Raw genomic sequence first — 18,748 nt, 5'->3', positions numbered from 1 at the left:
ATTTTTATACAGTTATTAAGTAGATAATTTAAATATATTATTTTGTTATTGTGTTATAGCGTTTAGATCTTTAATTCCAAAAAACAGTATAATTTCTCTAATACTTCTAGGTTTATATAGAGGTTTATACTTAAGGATACAATATGACTTCTTTTTATAATGGAGGCACCAGCCAAGAGATTTTTAATCTGATTGGTCAAGCTGCTGCCTTAGAGGATATCATAGATGCGATTACCGCATGGTTAGGGGATAAAATTCCGGATGCGTTGGTATCTGTCATGTTGTATTCGGAACAGGAACAAACGCTTAATTTAATAAAAGAACCAGCCTATTTTTCCAGAGAATATATAGCCGCTTTAAAGGATCTAAAAATCGGTCCGAATGTAGGCGCTTGTGGTGCAGCTGCATATCATCGTCGTTTAGTGGTCTGTGAGGATTTACTCAATGATCCAAACTGGGTCGCATATAAAGATCTGGTTAAACAAAATGGTTTAAGAGCCTGCTGGTCCGTACCAATTGCCCATGGGAGTGGCAAACTTTTTGGCTCTTTTGGTACGTATTATCGTTCGATCAAGTCTCCTACTCCCAATGAAATTGACCTGCTGCAATATGCAGCTTCGCTGATCGCCTTAACCTTTGAGCTGTATGAAGAACGCAAAAAACGAAATCAACTCAAAGATAAATATCAGTCATTTTTCTCTTTTCATCCCGATGCAATTTTTGAGCACAATCTGGATGGCAATATTGTAGATGCCAATCTGGCCACCAAGTTTTTTAACGAAGTTGGTGTTAAATCGCATATCGGAACTAAAATTGATCATTTTATTGAACCTGAACATCGCCCTCTTGCCTTAGAAGCCTTTGAGCAGGCCAAGCATGGCTTGACTGGACATCTTGAAGTTCAGGCACATAACTCGGCAGGACAGAAATACTGGCTCGATTTAACTTTTTTGCCAATTAAAGTGAATGAGGAAATTGTCGGTATCTTTAGCGTGGCACGCGACATTACTGAACGCTATCAAAACAATGAAATGCTGCGCTTAATGAAACGTAGTGTCGATGCAAATCCGCATGGCATTATTTTAACTTCGGCAGAAAATGACCAGCCTATTGAATATGTTAATCCGGCCTTTGAGCAGATTACCGGTTATAGTCTGGAAGAACTCAAAGGGAAAAATTGCCGCATCTTGCAGGGACCCGATACTTCAGCGGAAAGCGTCCAGCAAATCAGCGAAGCCATTCAGAATAAATCTGAAATCAAGATTGTCCTGAAAAATTATCGTAAGGATGGACACTGGTTCTGGAACAAGCTGAATCTCGGCCCGGTCTTTGATGAAAATCATAAATGCACTCATTTTATTGCTATTCAACAGGATGTGAGTCAGCATGTTGCCCAGCAAGAACTAATCGCTTATCAGGAATCACATGACCATTTAACCGGCTTTATTAACAATAAGCTGTTTGAAAAAGTGATACAGGAAAAACTGCATTTAGCTCAGACAGGTTCTGCAAATCTGGTGCTTTTATATCTGGATCTGGATGATTTTGAACCTTTGAATCAAAGCCTCGGTCATGATATTGGCGATAAAATTTTAAAACTGGTGGGCAATCGTCTGAGTCAAAATCTGCAGCCTGAAGATGTGATTTCCAGATTTTCAGGAGATGAGTTTGCAATTTTATTAACTCAAATGACTGATCTCAAGCAAGTCGCTGTACGTGCCGAAGAAATCATCGCCGGATTATCTCAACCTTTCCATGTGGATGGCTATGATATTCACCTGAGTGCCAGTATTGGTGTCGCTGATGCTGATCCAGACATTAAATGTGTTAAGCAGTTTATCAATGCTGCTAAAGATGCCATGCGTGACGCCAATGCCGAAGGGGGTAATACCTGGCACTGGTATAATTTCACGAAAGAGCCTTTACCGAAGGTAGATTATGTACAGCTTCGTCATGAACTGATGGTCGCGCTGCATGAACAGCAATTTAAACTGTTTTATCAGCCAATTCTGGACAGTGAAACGGGTAAGGTCAAATGTCTGGAAGCTTTGATCCGCTGGCAACATCCAGAAAAAGGCTTTATTTCTCCTGCCGATTTTATTCCTTTTGCAGAAAGGACCGGTCAAATCGTCTCGATCGGCGAATGGGTACTCAGACAGGCTTGTGAGGAAGTCAAAGCCTGGAATATGCAGCATGAGACTCAAATTTCGGTTGCCATCAATCTATCTCCTTTACAGTTTAAAAGAAGCGGATTCCTAAGCGATCTACAGCAATTATTAGCAGAAATTGAATTCCCACATGAGTTACTAAAACTGGAAGTAACTGAAAGTATGTTGATTGCTAGCGGTGATAAGTCGATTGAGATCTTAAAAAATGTCCGGGCTTTGGGTATTAAAGTGTCGGTAGATGACTTTGGCACTGGTTATTCGAGTTTAAGTTATTTACGTAGCTTACCGATTGATGAGATCAAATTGGATCGCAGCTTTGTCCAGCATTTACCCGGCAATCTACGAGATGAGGCAATTATTGAAGCTATGATTACCCTAGCACATAAGCTGGATCTGGAAGTTGTTGCGGAAGGAATTGAAAATCCTGAACAGGCTGAGTGTTTAAAATCGCATCATTGTGATTATCTGCAAGGTTTTTATTATGCAAAACCTGCCCGGCTCAATCAGCTGGAGTTAATCAGTTCCTGATTAATATGCCCTGTTTGAACTGTACAGTTTCAGCTTCTAAGTAAGCTAACTCTTCTAAATGATGGGTCACATAAATCATGGGTAGATTTAACTCATCTTTCATCCGTTTTAGAAAAGGTAAAATCTGTTGTTTTAACTGCTGATCCAGGCCTGTTAAAGGTTCATCCAGCAATAAAAGATTCGGTGAAGACAGTAATGCTCGGCCAATAGAAACGCGCTGCGCTTCTCCACCTGAGAGCTGGTGTGCTCTACGATATATTAAAGGTTTTAATTCTAATAATTCTACGATGTCTTCAAACTGGAATTTTCGATTTTCTCTAGATACCAGTTTTTCTGCATAGCATAGGTTCTGCTGCACGTTCATATGTGGAAACAGCAAAGCATTCTGGAAAACTAATGCAATCTTGCGCTGATGCATTGGAATATTAATTTTCTTTTCTGTATTGATTAAGTCCTGCTGATTAAACTGAATATATCCTTGGTCAGGTTTTAATAGTCCGACAATATTTTTGAGTAAAGTACTTTTTCCACTTCCAGATGTACCGACAATCCCTAATAGTTGCTGCGACATTTCCAGTTTAATATTCAACCCGAAATCGGCTTGTTGATATTGAAAATCACATTTCAACATTTCAGCCTCCCAATTTCCGTTGATAGTTTTGCAAAATAAAATAATTGGCAATTAAGGCAGTAAATGCCAAGAAAATAGACAATGTCACCAGACGCATCGCCATTTCTTCACCATTTGGTTGTTGCAGTAAGGAGTAAATTGCGATGGGAATAGTGCGGGTTTCATCCGGAATATTTCCCACAAAAGTAATGGTGGCGCCAAACTCACCCAGACTGCGGCTAAAACACAAGATGCTGCCCATCAGCATACCGGGAATCGCCAGAGGTAAATTGATACTCCAAAATACTTTCCACGGTGCTGCGCCCAATGAACCTGCGATGTGTTCGAGTTGCTGATTCATAAGCTGAAAAGACAGACGAATCGGTTGCACCATCAATGGGAATGCGACAATCATCGAGGCCAATACCGCCCCTTTCCAGTTAAATGCCAGTTGCAGTCCGAGTGTATTGAAATATTGGCCAATCATGCCTTGATTGCCAAACAGCACCAGAAGCAGATAACCCAAGACCACAGGTGGCAGCACCATAGGTAATTGCAAACATGCTTCGACCACAAACTTAAGCCGAAATTCATATCTGGCCAAAACCCAAGCCAATGCTACTGCAAAAGGTAAGCAGAATAAGGTTGCAAAGCTGGCCACTTTGGCAGACAGATATAGCGCACTTAGTTCTTCTAGACTTAACATCTTGCAGTTATTTCTCCAGTCATTGTCTAGGGATTCAGCCTAAATCCATATTTTTGAAAGATGACTTTGGCCTGTGTACTTTTTTGTATAAATTGTTCAAATTGAATGGCATCCGCATTTTTTTCGCCCTGTTTGGTCAACGCAATCGGATAAATAATCGGATGATGCGAATCTGCCGGGAAGGTACCAATAATTTTCACTTTTTGGCTGATTAAGGCATCAGTTTTATAGACAATGCCCACATCACACTCACCACGTTCAACAAAAGCCAAGGCTGAACGAACATCATCAGTGCCCACAATCCGCCCCTTTAACTGATCTAGCCAGTTCAGTTTGGTCAGACTTTGCTTGGCATATTTCCCGGCAGGCACTGACTCCATCTGTCCAGTACACAATCGTCCTTGAAAGGCTTTGGCGAAATTAAAACTGGATTGGGGTTTAAAATGAATAGTCAGATGTTTGGGACTAATGGCCACCAACTGATTTAACAGGATGGGATGAACTGAACTGGAATTTATCAGTTTCTTTTGTACCAGATAATTCATCCAATCCTGATCAGCTGAAAAGTATAGATCACTACTGGCCCCTGCTTCGACCTGTTTCGCCAAGGCTGATGAAGCACCAAATACCGCTACAACATCTGTTTTAGGATGTTGCTTTTCATAAATTTTTTCAATATCGCTGATGGCATTGGTCAGACTGGCTGCGGCATAAATTTTGACAGTATCTGCATGTGCAGCTGAAAATATAGAGGCTAGGCAGACCGAGAAAAACAGGGATTTTTTCATGATTGTTCTGTTCCTTAATGAATAAATAAACCGCGCACAATCTGTCCTTCAGATAAAACTGCTCCCGCAGGAATGCGAACCAGACAATTGGCCTGCATGAGATTGCTCAGCATATGTGATTGCTGTTTGGGCAGACTTTTAACTCGTAAAACCGACTGCTCAAAACTGGCGGACATTCTTAAAAAGCGCTCTCTGGCATCCATTTTTAGATCATGGGTGAGTACAGCATTAAACCAGTTCGGCTGAGATTTGTGTCCTTGAAAGGCATTTAATAAAGTTGCGGTGTATATCTGCATGCCCACATACACTGCTGCGGGATTTCCCGGTAAGCCCAGCAGATAACAATGTGAACTATCATCGCGCTGTAACTGGGCAAAGAACATCGGCTTGCCCGGCTTCTGTTTTACTTTCCAGAATATCTGTTCGAAACCTAAATTTAGTGCTACAGGCCGAATGAAATCATAATCTCCGACAGATACCCCACCCGTGGTTAAAATCAGGTCATGGCTTGCTGATAATTCTTGAATGAGATTCCGTACTGCCGCCTCAGTATCTGCAACATGAAAAATTTCAACCTGCTGCCCGACTTGCTGAAACCAAGCTTCAATTAAGGGACCGTTGGCATCAAAGATTTTACCCGCTACAAAGTCTTCTATACTTTCAGCAACTTCATCACCTGTAATAACTACAGCCACTTTAGGATATTGAAGAACCTCAACATTATTGATCCCCGCCATGCTTAGAGAGGCAATTGCACCGACTGACAGTTGCTGACCTTTATTGGCTAATAATTGCCCGACTGAAATTTCTTCGCCCACATCGCGAATATCGGCATGAACTTTAAGCTGTTCCGTAATTTTGATTCTGGATAAATCGATCGCTTGAACGATTTCCTGACGTGCGACCGTAGTAGTCCCGAGGGGAAGTTTAGCGCCGGTAAAAATCCTGACGGTCTGACTATCCTGAAGTTGCAGTTCACCCTGTTGTCCCGCCCGAATTTCACCAATCAAGTGGAATTCTCGTTCTGGTTCAATTGCAGATTGGGTACACAGTGCATAACCATCTACGGCACTTTGCGAAAATAACGGTAGATTAATCTCAGAATAAATATCTTCTGCCAGATAACGATTTAAGGCCTGATTCAACTTCAATCGTTCAGTTGCTAACACTTGAGTATGCTGCAAAATTAATTCTAAAGCCTGATCTACTGTAATCAGACCATGTTCTGCTCCGCATCCAGACATTATTGATAACCGCCTTGATGTGGAATATTTTTTTGCACATCAAATAAATGTACCAACGCTGGTAGTACAGCAATTAAAGATTCTTTTGCCCCTTGTCGGCTGCCCGGTAAAGTCATTACCAAACTGTTATCAATATAGCCAGCAACGCCGCGACTTAAAGCCGCATAAGGCGTGCGTTTCTGCCCGAAACTGCGTGAAGCTTCCATGAGTCCAGGAATTTCCCGTTTCAGTAAAGGCTGTAAAGTTTCAACCGTTAGATCTTTAGGACCTAGGCCTGTTCCACCCACAGTCAGGATCAATGGATAGTCATTTTTTTGCTGTTCAACTAGTGCCAATAACTGTTCAGGGTCGTCTGGAATTACCTGATAGGCAATATTTTCAAAATTGGCTTCTTGTAATATTTCTAGGACATTTTGCCCTGCTGTATCCGGTTTTTTACCGGCAGCGACTGTATCTGAAAGCACAATGATGGATGCTGGCAAGGCTTCTTTTAAGACACGGGTAAAATGCGATTTACCGCCTTTTTTCTTTTGTAATTTACATTGATCCAGACATAGATCTTCCGGTTCACAATGTGGTTTGAGCATATCGTAAAGGGTCAATCCAGCCAGACTAACGGCAGTCAAAGCTTCCATTTCCACACCAGTTGGACCAATAGTCTCTACTGTGGCAATAATTTCGACATGCGCATCACACAGCTCATACTCCACATCTGCACGATAAATTGGTAAGGGATGACAAAGTGGAATCAGTTCATCGGTTCGTTTAGCCCCCAAAATCCCGGCGATGCGAGCTGTCTTTAGTGCATCACCCTTTTCCGTATTGCCATTCCGTAATAATTCAATGCAATGTGGCGGTGCATGCAGAATCCCTGTAGCTACTGCAGTCCGATAACTTTCTGCTTTCATCCCGACATTTTTCATTGCATGATCCTATAGTTCATTTCTTCTTTAAACGTGTGTATGTTCTGACTTATATTGGCCATTGATAGATGAATGGCGTATTCTCTTTGGCATGATGGCAATGTTGATACGTCTCATCTGAATGTTTTGGATGATGATGCATGTGAGCAGTTTCTACATCTTTACGGATACAACATCCCTCAACATATTGACTGCTGCCATCCATATAAAACTCTTCTTTCCAGACTGGTACTTCATGTTTAACCCGCTCCACTGCTTCCTCACAAGCGGCAAAAGCCTCACGTCGATGTGCAGCATAAGCAATCGCGATAATGGCTTTTTCACCAATATCTAATGCCCCAATTCGATGAATCACCCGCACACAGGACACGCCGTATTTGGCCTGGATTTCCTGTTCAATCTGGCGAATCATTTTTTCTGCAACAGGTGCATAGGCCGTATATTTCAGTGCCTTGACCGCTTTACCTTCATGGTGATTGCGTACCGTTCCGATAAATACGCCGACTCCACCACATTCAGGAAAAGACTGGATCGGATCAAGACTTTCTAGATTTAAAGCAGTATCCTGAATCCTAGAAAATTGCTTGAATTCGCTCATTTCAGCCTCCTGCTACAGGTGATAACAGCACCAAAGTACTGTCAGCATGAAGAGGTGTCTGACGTGAAATGATGTCTTCACCGATGGCACAGGCACAGCGTTCAATCATGCCAAATGCATCTGGATAATCTTGTCCCACCTGATTCAAAACCTCAGATACGGTACTTTGAGATTTACAAATAATTTCGAGATCTTGCGGTAACTGTCGTTCTACCGCACCGAAGGCTTCAATTCTGATTCTGATCTGTGACATCTTAACCTCCTATCATGTGCATACTAATTTTGCGGCTGTTTTGATTCATACTTTGATTTTTCAAGCGCTGCTCTATAGCATGAAAGCCCTGTTCTTTGTTCCAGATATATCTGGATAAAGCGCCATACAAATTCAACTCACTTAGAGCGGTAGATGAATTTAATGATTTGATTTCATTTTTAAGATTCAAGCCTTGAGGTGCAAACAGGCAGTTATAAAATTCACCTTGTGCAGTCAATCGCAAGCGGTCGCAGCTGCCACAAAATGAGTTGGTAATAGTTGAGATAATTCCAATCGGATGGCCATCAATTAAATACTGGCGTGCGGGTTCCGAAGCTGATTGGGAAGAATTATTAGTTTTTTGAGTGAGCTTAAATTCAGTCGCCAAAGTTTCTAAAATGTATTGTTCACTGACTACATGCTCAGTAGACCAATTGTGATCACCATCAAGTGGCATAAATTCGATAAAGCGCAGGACAATATTTTGCTGAACTGACCAGCGCGCTAATGGCAGGATCTGATTATCATTGATACCCTGCATCAATACGGTATTGATCTTAATCGGTAATCCAGCGGCTTGTGCTGCCTGAATTCCTTCCAGCACAGGTGCCAAATCTTTTTGAGTTAGCTGCTTAAACTGATCAGCATCCAGACTGTCCAGGCTGATATTCAGGTCATCCAGTCCTGCCTGCTTTAAGGCTTGTGCATATTGTTTTAAGTAATGCGCATTGGTGGTCATGGAAATACGTTGTAATCCCAGCTTTTTCAACGCTTGCAGTTGTTCAACAAAATGCACTACGCCCTGACGCATTAAAGGCTCACCACCGGTAATGCGGATATACTGGATACCATGACGCACCATAAAATCGCAAAACTGATACAGCTCTTCAAAACTGAGTAGATCGTGTTTTTTCATCCATTCTGGATGTTCAGGCATACAATAAACACATTTAAAATTGCAGCGATCGGTCACTGAAATCCTTAGCTTGCGCTTGCCACGACCGAATTGATCGACAAACAAGGCATCATTTTTAAGCTGTGTCATCATATTCATGTTGAACATCCATCTTCAGGCATTGGGTGGGTTGTTGCACATATGCAGTGCGCGAAACTCAAATCGCCCAATCTTGTAATAATTAGATTTGCAATAAGTGTTCCAACTTTGTGCCAAAAACAAAATATTCAGTTTTTAGTGCAGAAATTTGAGCTGTTGATACTGTTGCAGTTCATCCAGCGAGTTAATACTGTGAAAAAATAGCGCACGATTTTTAAAACGTGCTACTTGTGCGTGCAAATCAGCAAAACAGTGTTTAAGGCTGCGCTGTTCCTGTTCAAGATGTAATTTCAGGCTTGCCAGACTGCTGCGTTTGACCAGACAAAATGGATAAAGTGGCTTGCCGTTAATTTCCACATAGGCCACTTCAGCCAGGCTGTTTTTGGCTAGAGCCTGGTGTAACTTAATCAATACTTTGGAAGGAATATAAGTTAGGTCACAAGGGACAAATAGCACATAATCCGACTGCACATGCGACCAGGCACTTTTCATACCCATTAACGGCCCATGAAAGCCCGGCTCATCATCTTGATAATAATGAACACTGGGAATAAGTTTGTGGTAAATGGAATAGTCGCGATGGCTATTAATCCAGACCTGTGCAACATTCGATTTCAGCCGTTGGTGAATCTTGATCAGCTGAATCTGGTCATCGAATTTCTGCAACAGTTTATTGATGCCATTCATGCGTCTTGCCTGTCCACCCGCCAGAATTACCAGATCAGTACGTGGATAGGCTGTTTTATTATTTTCTCTCTCGGCTCCTTTTTTCATTCTACCGTCTCCAATTGACATGTTTTAATCAGGCCACGGATTTCAGGTAAACACGAACCACAATTCCCTCCGGCTTTTAAACATGCGGTCACCTGTTTTTCATCCGTAATATTTTTAGTTTTAATGGTTTCAATGATGCGGTTTTTACCGACTTTAAAACAGCTACACACCAGTGGACCTTCATTATTTGCCATCGACATCGGCTGTCCGGCAAGTAGGGCTTTACGGTGCATAGCACTTAAACGTTCACGTTTAAACAGACTTGCCACCCAGTCGCGGTCCGGCAATAAGGCCTTCGGTGCAATATATAGACTGGCAATCACATGACCATCCTGAAGTATCACGCTATGACTGATGTGGGCGGTCTGATCTTCAAGATTCAGCCATTCAAAACTTTCGTCCTGAAATGGCAATAATTCTTTTAAATGCTCAGTGGTGTAGCTAAATTTCTTCCGGTCTGCCAGTTCATAACGTATTGCCTTGCTGGTAGTGATTTTAGTCCACCACACGGTGGTTTCAATCGACGGCTGTACGATTTTTTCAAAGCCTTGACGCACATAAAATACGCCTTGCCACTGGCTATAAAATGGATAGATGATAACCGGAGTATGTTTGAATTCTGGCTCACCCGAAATAGCATCCACTACCGGATTCACCACCTTGCCAATCCGGGCATCGGATGCGACCTGATCATTCCAGTGAATCGGGGCAAAGACCTGTCCACGGCGGATATTGTCACTAATAGTCGCACGCAAGACACAATTGCCCCACTGCGATTTCACCTCAACCAATTCACCATCCTGAATCCCGTATTTTAGTGCATCATTCGGGTGAATTTCACAGTAAGGTTCGGCACGGTGCGTACTCAAATTCGCCGATAAACCGGTACGACTCATGGTATGCCATTGGTCACGAATCCGGCCAGTATTCAAAATTAAAGGATATTCACTAGAGGTTTGATGAACCGGATTGACCGCTGAAATTGCAATGAATTTGGCTTTGCCATCTGCATGGCTATACTGGCCTTCGCTATAGAGTTGAGCTACTGAATCTTCTGCCTGATCTTTTCTCCATACTGGCCACTGTACCGGTTTCAGTTCATCATATTCAGCTAGGCTTAAATCGGTTAGGCCTTTTAAATTAAAATAGCGGAAATATGGCGTTTCAGAACGCTGACTTAAATCAGAGTTTTGCTCAGCAGATAATTGGGCATGCTCCAAAAAAATGTCATGGCTATTATTAAAATCAAAACCTGTGAAACCCATCTTCTGAGCCACTTGACTGATCGCCCACCAGTCAGCTTTGGCTTGCATCGGTGCATCTAAAAAAGCACGCTGTCTGGAAATACGACGTTCTGAATTGGTCACGGTGCCATCTTTTTCCCCCCAACCTAAAGCAGGTAACAAGATATCAGCATATTGTGTGGTATCCGTATCCCGACAGATATCAGACACTACCACGAATTCACATTTGTCCAGGGCGCGTTTGACCTGATCTGCATCTGGCAAGCTGACGACCGGATTGGTGGCCATAATCCAGATGGCTTTAATCTTACCGCTTTCAACGGCCTGAAATAAATCGACTGCTTTGAGACCAACCTGCGTCGCAATGGTTGGGCTTTGCCAGAAGCTTTGTACCAGCTGCTGATGTCCCGGATTTTCTAAATCCAGATGTGCAGCCAGCATATTGGCTAGGCCACCGACTTCGCGGCCACCCATGGCATTTGGCTGACCGGTCATGGAAAATGCCACTGCACCGAGCTTGCCAATTTTACCGGTGAGTAAATGACAGTTAATAATACTGTTGGCTTTATCGACGCCACGTGATGACTGGTTTACGCCCATGGAGAACAAGGTCATTACTTTTTCAGTCTGGGCAAATTTTTCAAAGAATTGAGTGAGTTTAACTGCTGAAATACCGGTACGTGCAGCCACATCCTCAATCGAAGCTTCAGTAGAACTACTCGTTAAAGCCTGTTCCAGACCCTGGGTATGAACAGCAACAAATGCTTGATCAACGTAACCATGCTGATGTAAGTACTGTAATAAACCATTAAACAGCGCCACATCCTGACCCGGCAGAATTGGCAGATGCAAATCTGCTGCTTCGCAGGTACTGGTAAAGCGTGGATCAACCACGACTACAAACAGGTCACGTTGTTCCTTGGCTTTCATAATGCGCTGATACAGCACTGGATGGCACCAAGCGGTATTGGAACCGACCAGTACCACCATATCGGTATGTTCAAAATCTTCGTAGCTGGCTGGAACCAGATCTTCACCAAAAGCTCGTTTATGTGCAGCAACAGCTGAAGACATACACAGGCGTGAATTGGTATCAATATTCGCCGTACCGAGATAGCCTTTGACGAATTTGTTCACCACGTAATAATCTTCGGTCAGCAATTGACCTGAGACATAAAACGCAATACTGTCTCGGCCATATTGATCGATGCATTGCTGGAATTTATTGGCAATGGAAGAAACTGCAGTATCCCAACTGGTAACTTCACGCTGATCTTTACGACCCAGCATTGGCTGCAGTAAACGGGTTCCCAGTCCTAAAGTATCTGCCAGATTACTGCCTTTGATGCATAACTTGCCGTAATTAGAAGGATGGTTGGCATCGCCTTCAACAGTCACTTTCGGGCCTGATGTGGTCGGCGTTACATGTGCAGTCACACCACAACCCACGCCACAATATGGGCAAGTGGTCTGTGTGGTTTTAGTTTTTAATTCTGTGGAGCTATGCAGTTCCACTACTGGGATACTATTCATTGCTGCTGTGCTCCTTAATCATCTAAATTCACTTATCTCGCCAAATCTAAAATGTCTAGCTTTTACAGGTTTGATTTAAATTTTTTCTTGGTCTCAAAAGCTTTAATCCTCCCCAACCCTCCTTTGTTAAAGGAGGGAGATTCCCCTCTTTTTAAAGAGGGGTTAGGGAAGATTTATGTGATGGATTACCCTGCTTTCTTTAATGCAAAATCCCGACCAAACAGCAGTTTATTTCGAATCGAAGTGATCGGTGTCTGATCTGCAATCAGTTCGGCATACCAGGCACCGTCTTCAGTATCACCAAACAGCACTGCACCAATGACTTTATCTTTTTGAATAATAATGCGTTTATAGATCTGACGTTTCTCGTCATTCAGCACGATATCTTCAAAATCATCTTTTGGTTCGAAGTCACCTGCCGAGAACACGTCACAACCACTCACTTTCAGCTGAGTCGGAACGGTTGGCGATTTAAAGGTCAGGCTTCCATGCTCGGCCAGATGTGATGCACAAATGAACGCCTGGCCCCACAGTGGTTCAACCAGACCAAAGGTTTGACCACGGTGCTCGATACATTCACCCACCGCATAAATACTTGGGTCAAAAGTCTGCATAGTGTCATTCACCAGCACACCGCGGTTACAACGCAGACCGGCACTTTGCGCCAATGCGATATTTGGACGAATACCCACAGCAAACACCACCAGATCGGCATCCAGCACAGTCCCCTCTTTGAGTTTCACTTGGGTCACATGACCGTCTTCACCAATCAGACATTCGGTATTCGCTTCAGTCAGAATATTGATACCTTTCTGCTCAATCGCTGTTTTCAGCATCTGGCTGGCTTTACTGTCCAGCTGGCGATCCATGATGCGATCCATCAGATGCAATACTGTGACATTCATGCCTTGCTGTTTCAGGCCATAAGCCGCCTCTAGACCCAGCAGACCTCCACCAATCACCACCGCATTTTTCTTGGTTTTACAGTAGTCCAGCATGGTATTTACATCATAGATGTCGCGAAAGCTAAGTACGCCTTTTAAGTCGCTACCTGGAATTGGCGGAACGAATGGCTTGGAACCTGTCGCCAGAATCAAACGGTCATAACTGATCACTTCGCCTTTTTCGGTATAAACCTGCTTACGCGGACGATCAATACGAACCGCCGGATCACCTGCAATCAGACGAATACCTTTGTCGGCATACCATGCATGCGGATGCAGCATGATGTCATCAATGGTTTTCTCGCCAGAAAGCACTGGCGACAGCATGATGCGGTTGTAGTTGCCCCAAGGCTCTTCACCAATCACGGTAATTTCATAACGGTCTGGTGCCATATCCAGCAGGTCTTCCAGACAACGCATGCCTGCCAGACCATTACCGACCAGTACCAGTTTCATTTTTTCCGGTGAAACACCGTTGTTGGTAATATAGGTTTTTTGTGGCACTGGGCTAATGAATACCTTGCCATTTTCAATTTTGTTTGGAAATACCAGCAGTTTTTGATCTTTATCTTCCAGACAGCGCCCAGTCGCCAGACTGAAATGCTGCTTGTAAATTGGTGAAGCGACAACACGCTCGCCTTGCAGATCACCAATGATGCCGCGCGACATCACAAATGCTTTACTAAATGGATCCTGATTGCTTAAAGCGTAAATACGCTTTTCATTACCCACACGAAACAAAGCAATTTGCTGATCTTCTACCAATGCCGCTACGCCAGTATTTGGTGTAATGTCATCCAGTGCACATACTTGAACCCAATTCAGTTCATTCATATCTTTAAACATTGTCATATTCTTGCTCCTTTATTCTTTGAATCAGGCTTCAACTACCGGAATACGGCTGGCATTGCGTTCAGCTTCAGTTTTTGGACGGATCTGACCACGCACTTCAGTAAATTGAACGTGCGGATCGTTTTGCTGTTCAGCCTTGGCATTGATAAAGGTTTTAAAGCGTTTACGCACTTCAGGATCTTCAATCGCAGTACGCCATTCATCCTGATAAGTACCCACCACATGCTCCATGCGACGTTCTAATTCCGCTGCTAGACCCAGTGAATCATTTACCACGATATCTTTCAGGTAATCTAAGCCGCCTTCGAGATTGTCGCGCCATACTGAAGTACGTTGCAGACGGTCCGCAGTCTGGATATAGAACATGAAGAAACGGTCGATATAGCGGACTAAAGTTTGTGTATCCAGATCTGATGCCAGCAGTTCAGCATGACGCGGTTTCATACCGCCGTTACCGCAGACATAGAGGTTCCAGCCTTTTTCAGTGGCAATGACACCCACGTCTTTACTTTGCGCTTCGGCACATTCACGGGTACAACCAGACACGGCCATTTTTAGTTTGTGTGGAGAACGCAGACCTTTGTAACGATTTTCCAGGAAGATTGCCAAACCAACAGAATCATCTACGCCATAACGGCACCAAGTGCTACCGACACAAGATTTCACTGTACGTAGTGATTTACCGTAAGCATGGCCTGATTCAAAACCGGCATTGATCAGTTTTTCCCAGATTTCAGGTAGTTGATGGAGTTGCGCACCAAACATATCGACACGCTGGCCCCCAGTCAGTTTTGTATACAGACCGTATTCTTTAGCAATTTGACCAATTGCAATCAGGCCTTCTGGTGTCACTTCACCGCCCGCCATACGTGGCACAACTGAGTACGAACCGTCTTTCTGGATATTACCCAAGTAATAGTCATTACTGTCTTGTAAACCGGCGTGACTTGGCTTCAGTACAAAGTCGTTCCAGCAAGATGCCAATATATTTGCCACAGTCGGTTTACAGATATCACAGCCCATACCATGACCATGTTGATGGATCAGGTCATCAAAAGTTTTGATCTCGTTAACACGTACCAGGTGATACAGCTCTTGGCGTGAATAAGCGAAGTGTTCGCAGAGATGGTTGTTTACGGTAACGCCTTGACGTTGTAATTCAGACTTCAGGACTTGCGTCACCAGCGGTGCACAGCCACCACAAGCCGTTGCGGCTTTGGTGCATTTTTTCAGAGCACCGAGAGAAGTTGAACCATCGGCAATCGCAGAACAGATATCCGCTTTAGATACGTTATTACATGAACAAATCGTCGCGCTGTCTGGAAGCAGATCTACACCGCTGCCACCAGTTTTCGCTGCTGCCTGGTCAAAGCCTGGCATGATCAGGCTTTCCGGATTTTCTGGAATTTCCAGACCATTCAGCATCATTTGCAGCAGGTCGTTATATTCTTTAGCACAACCCACCAGCACTGCACCGAGCAGTTTGGTTTTTTCTGCATTGACTACAATTTTCTTGTAGATCTGTGCCGCTTCATCGGCATAGAAGTAGCTCAGTGAACCTGGTGTCATGGCATGTGCATCGCCAACTGATGCAACATCAACTCCCATCAGTTTCAACTTGGTGCTCATGTCTGCGCCAGCAAATGCTGCACATTCTTCTTGCAGTACATGTTTCGCAGCAATACGTGCCATGTCATAGCCTGGCGCAACCAGACCAAAAATCTTGTTATTCCACAGCGCACATTCACCAATCGCGTAAATGTCTAGGTTCGAAGTCTGGCAATAATCATTGATCATGATCCCGCCGCGCTCACCAATCGCCAGGCCGCTTTGACGTGCCAGTTCGTCACGTGGACGGATCCCCGCAGAGAACAGGATGATGTCGGTTTCTAGTTCAGCGCCATCACCAAACTTCATCACGTGCTTGGCATTGACACCATCTTCAATAGACGAGGTGGCTTTTTGGGTATGGACTTTAACGCCCAGATCTTCAATTTTGCTGCGCAATACTTTGCCACCAAGATCATCAATCTGTACTGCCATCAGGCGTGGTGCGAATTCGACCACATGCGTTTCCAGATTCAGGTCACGCAGCGCTTTTGCCGCTTCCAGGCCCAGCAAACCACCACCGATCACAACACCGTTTTTGGCATTCAGGCTCGCTGCCCGGATTGCATCCAGATCTTCAATGGTACGGTAAACAAAGCAGTTTTCACGGTCGTTGCCTGGAATTGGTGGAACAAAAGCATAGGAGCCGGTAGCTAAAACCAGTTTGTCATAAGCAATCACATCGCCATGATTAGTGGTGACTGTTTTATTAACAGTATCGATTGCAGTCGCTTTGGTACTCAAACGCAAATCAATTCCATACGCATCTGCAAAGTCATTACGGCAAAGGGTTAAATCCTTGGCTGATTTTCCAGTGAAATATTCAGTTAAATGTACACGGTCATAAGCCAGACGCGGCTCTTCTGCCAGAATCGTGATTTCAACCTCATCACCTGCATGCTCAAGCACAGATTCAATAAATTTGTGTCCTACCATGCCATGGCCAATCATTACCAGTTTCATATTCCTTCTCCTAAATTTTCTAAATCTTGTATCTTGTGTTTTAAGCCAGGTTGTTTCGTTCAAGGACAGCTTCTTCATACAGCTTTTGCTCTTTGGCTTTATGCTCAACCGAGAAGCGAATCATCAGAACAAAACTTGCTGCAATCACGACCAGGCCGCCAAGTGCCATCAGACAGGTTTGAATATCCAGCATGCCTTTAAGTAAGAATCCTGCTGCGACCGCACCCACGTTACCGCCTGCACCGATAATGCCAGCCACACCTCCTAAAGCATCCCGGTCAATAAATGGCACCAGCGCATACGTTGCACCACATGCCATGTGGGTAAATAATGCGAAGACAGTCATTGTGATAATGGCCAGCATGGCACTGTTCATTTGCGAGAATAAAATCAGGAATAAGCCTTCCATCAAGATCATGGCAAACAGCACTTTGGTACGTCCGTCCAGGCCTTTTTTGATGGCGACTTTATCTGAAACAATGCCACCCAGTGCACGGGCAAACAGTGCTAGCAGACCGAAGATCCCGGCCGTCATACCTGCTTCTTTTAAACCAAAGCTGAAGTTTTCTACGTAGTACATGGCTACGATGTTATGAATGAAGATTTCGATACCGAAACAGGCCGCATAAGCGCCAAATAAAATCCAGACACGGTAGTTACGGGCCGCATGCATCAGAATTGCCATGCCACCTTTTTTCTCGCTACCAACCTGAATTCCTGCTGCACGCAGTTCTTTAAAGTTGCCTTGTGGACAGTCTTGGGTAAATTTCCAGTACAATGCACCAACGATCAGCATCATCAGGCCTGGAACAATTAAGGCAATTCTCCAGCCCATCGCCTGTTCAACACCGAACAGCACCAGCGCAGCCAGAAGTAATGGCATCAAGGCTTGAGTCGCACCGCCACCGGCATTTCCCCAACCTGCTGATGCAGCATTTGCAGTACCCACGACATTCGGCGCAAACATGATGCTGGTGTGATATTGGGTAATGACGAAACTTGCACCAATGGCGCCAATCAGTAAGCGGAAAAACAGAAAGGATTCATAGCTATTCGCAGAGGCCACACCAAAGACCGGGATACTGCCGAGTACGAGTAAGGCGGTATAGGTTTTCCGTGGACCATATTTGTCACATAGCGGACCGACAATCAGTCGAACCAGAATGGTGATCGCGACTGCTGCAATATTGATATTGGCGATTTGATCTTTGGTTAAGCTGAATTCACCCGCGATCACAGGCATCAGCGGTGCACAGGCGAACCAGGCAAAGAAGCAGACAAAAAACGCGAGCCAACTCATATGGAAGGCTCTCATTGCTGCGCTGCTGAAATTCAAAAGACTTATTTTTGTTGCTTTCTTTTCATATAAATTTGAAGACATCACCATCTCCTTCCAGAACTGAACGTATAGGCTTATCTGCTATGCGAATCGCTGCACACCAGATGCGATCAGAACGGACGTCATTGGCCGTCTTACAAATTTCTTTAGAGTCGTCTTTGACTCAAATTCTATTAAGCACAAAGCGTGCCAATAAAATAATTCTATAAATAAGTATTTGTATTTATATTATTTATCTAAAAGTACTTTTATATTTTTTCTAAATTATAGTGACTTCGAACCAAGCTCTCTCTTATTTTTCTCAGCATATTTATATCTGGATTTTAAAATTGCCACTTCACTGCACTATTTGGCACAGCTTTAGTGCAAGGAAGAACATAATCAAACTAGATATTTTTAATTAAAGAAAAATTTGTAGTTAAAATTTAAATTTTTTAAATGAGTTAGCTAATTAAGCATCTAAATGTGTCTAATACAATTAAATTTGGAAAATTTTAATTTCAAATTATCTACTTCAATTAAATTTTGGATATATCTAGATTAATAAAAATTTATTCCATATTTTTTAAATAATTACGTACTAGCAACATTAGGGTGTGTTGACACTTTTAGCTTAAAA

14 protein-coding genes are annotated in these 18,748 nt (G+C 43.5%); 1 reads left to right on the top strand and 13 read right to left on the bottom strand.

Going from position 1 to position 18,748, the window contains the following annotated elements; translation table 11 throughout:
* Positions 1 to 143 precede the first annotated feature (143 nt).
* Entirely contained in the window at positions 144 to 2,696 is a 2,553-nt protein-coding gene (locus tag RJ01_RS06130) for an EAL domain-containing protein (protein WP_034170387.1), read from the top strand.
* Here RJ01_RS06130 and RJ01_RS06125 read toward each other — a convergent pair.
* From RJ01_RS06125 to RJ01_RS06065, 13 genes are all read right to left on the bottom strand, one after another.
* The gene (locus RJ01_RS06125) at positions 2,686 to 3,327 is read right to left on the bottom strand and encodes an ATP-binding cassette domain-containing protein (RefSeq protein ID WP_005234447.1); all 642 of its coding nucleotides are present in this window, start codon (positions 3,325 to 3,327) and stop codon (positions 2,686 to 2,688) included. The two genes, RJ01_RS06130 and RJ01_RS06125, sit on opposite strands and share 11 nt — an antisense overlap.
* Before the next feature lies 1 nt (position 3,328).
* The gene (modB, locus tag RJ01_RS06120; protein WP_034170386.1) at positions 3,329 to 4,012 is read right to left on the bottom strand and encodes a molybdate ABC transporter permease subunit; all 684 of its coding nucleotides are present in this window, start codon (positions 4,010 to 4,012) and stop codon (positions 3,329 to 3,331) included.
* Positions 4,013 to 4,038: 26 nt separating this feature from the next.
* Positions 4,039 to 4,800 carry a molybdate ABC transporter substrate-binding protein gene (gene modA, locus RJ01_RS06115; RefSeq protein WP_034170385.1) on the bottom strand — a complete coding sequence of 254 codons (762 nt, stop codon included), beginning with the start codon at positions 4,798 to 4,800 and terminating at the stop codon, positions 4,039 to 4,041.
* A 14-nt stretch (positions 4,801 to 4,814) separates the two neighbouring features.
* Positions 4,815 to 6,044 carry a molybdopterin molybdotransferase MoeA gene (locus RJ01_RS06110; protein ID WP_034170384.1) on the bottom strand — a complete coding sequence of 410 codons (1,230 nt, stop codon included), beginning with the start codon at positions 6,042 to 6,044 and terminating at the stop codon, positions 4,815 to 4,817.
* Entirely contained in the window at positions 6,044 to 6,967 is a 924-nt protein-coding gene (moaCB, locus tag RJ01_RS06105; protein ID WP_034170383.1) for a bifunctional molybdenum cofactor biosynthesis protein MoaC/MoaB, read from the bottom strand. The genes RJ01_RS06110 and moaCB overlap by 1 nt, the downstream gene beginning before the upstream one ends.
* 49 nt (positions 6,968 to 7,016) lie before the next feature.
* Entirely contained in the window at positions 7,017 to 7,565 is a 549-nt protein-coding gene (locus RJ01_RS06100) for a molybdenum cofactor biosynthesis protein MoaE (protein WP_034170382.1), read from the bottom strand.
* Between the two features lies 1 nt (position 7,566).
* Positions 7,567 to 7,818 (bottom strand): MoaD/ThiS family protein, encoded by a 252-nt coding sequence (locus tag RJ01_RS06095; RefSeq protein ID WP_034170381.1) that lies wholly within the window; start codon positions 7,816 to 7,818, stop codon positions 7,567 to 7,569.
* Position 7,819: 1 nt separating this feature from the next.
* A complete protein-coding gene (gene moaA / locus RJ01_RS06090; RefSeq protein ID WP_034170380.1) occupies positions 7,820 to 8,872 on the bottom strand; it encodes a GTP 3',8-cyclase MoaA in 1,053 nt (350 codons plus the stop codon).
* Between the two features lie 135 nt (positions 8,873 to 9,007).
* Entirely contained in the window at positions 9,008 to 9,646 is a 639-nt protein-coding gene (locus RJ01_RS06085) for a molybdenum cofactor guanylyltransferase (protein WP_034170379.1), read from the bottom strand.
* Complete coding sequence (locus tag RJ01_RS06080; protein ID WP_034170378.1) at positions 9,643 to 12,423, bottom strand: nitrate reductase; 2,781 nt, start codon at positions 12,421 to 12,423, stop codon at positions 9,643 to 9,645. The genes RJ01_RS06085 and RJ01_RS06080 overlap by 4 nt, the downstream gene beginning before the upstream one ends.
* A 185-nt stretch (positions 12,424 to 12,608) precedes the next feature.
* Entirely contained in the window at positions 12,609 to 14,219 is a 1,611-nt protein-coding gene (nirD, locus tag RJ01_RS06075) for a nitrite reductase small subunit NirD (protein ID WP_034170377.1), read from the bottom strand.
* 24 nt (positions 14,220 to 14,243) lie between these two features.
* Complete coding sequence (gene nirB, locus RJ01_RS06070; RefSeq protein WP_034170376.1) at positions 14,244 to 16,790, bottom strand: nitrite reductase large subunit NirB; 2,547 nt, start codon at positions 16,788 to 16,790, stop codon at positions 14,244 to 14,246.
* Between the two features lie 40 nt (positions 16,791 to 16,830).
* A complete protein-coding gene (locus RJ01_RS06065) occupies positions 16,831 to 18,171 on the bottom strand; it encodes an MFS transporter (protein WP_005234426.1) in 1,341 nt (446 codons plus the stop codon).
* Positions 18,172 to 18,748: the final 577 nt, after the last annotated feature.

Origin of the sequence: Acinetobacter sp. YZS-X1-1 (assembly GCF_000804305.1) — a bacterium.
Taxonomy (GTDB): domain Bacteria; phylum Pseudomonadota; class Gammaproteobacteria; order Pseudomonadales; family Moraxellaceae; genus Acinetobacter; species Acinetobacter variabilis.
This window is presented reverse-complemented; position numbering and strand designations above follow the sequence as displayed.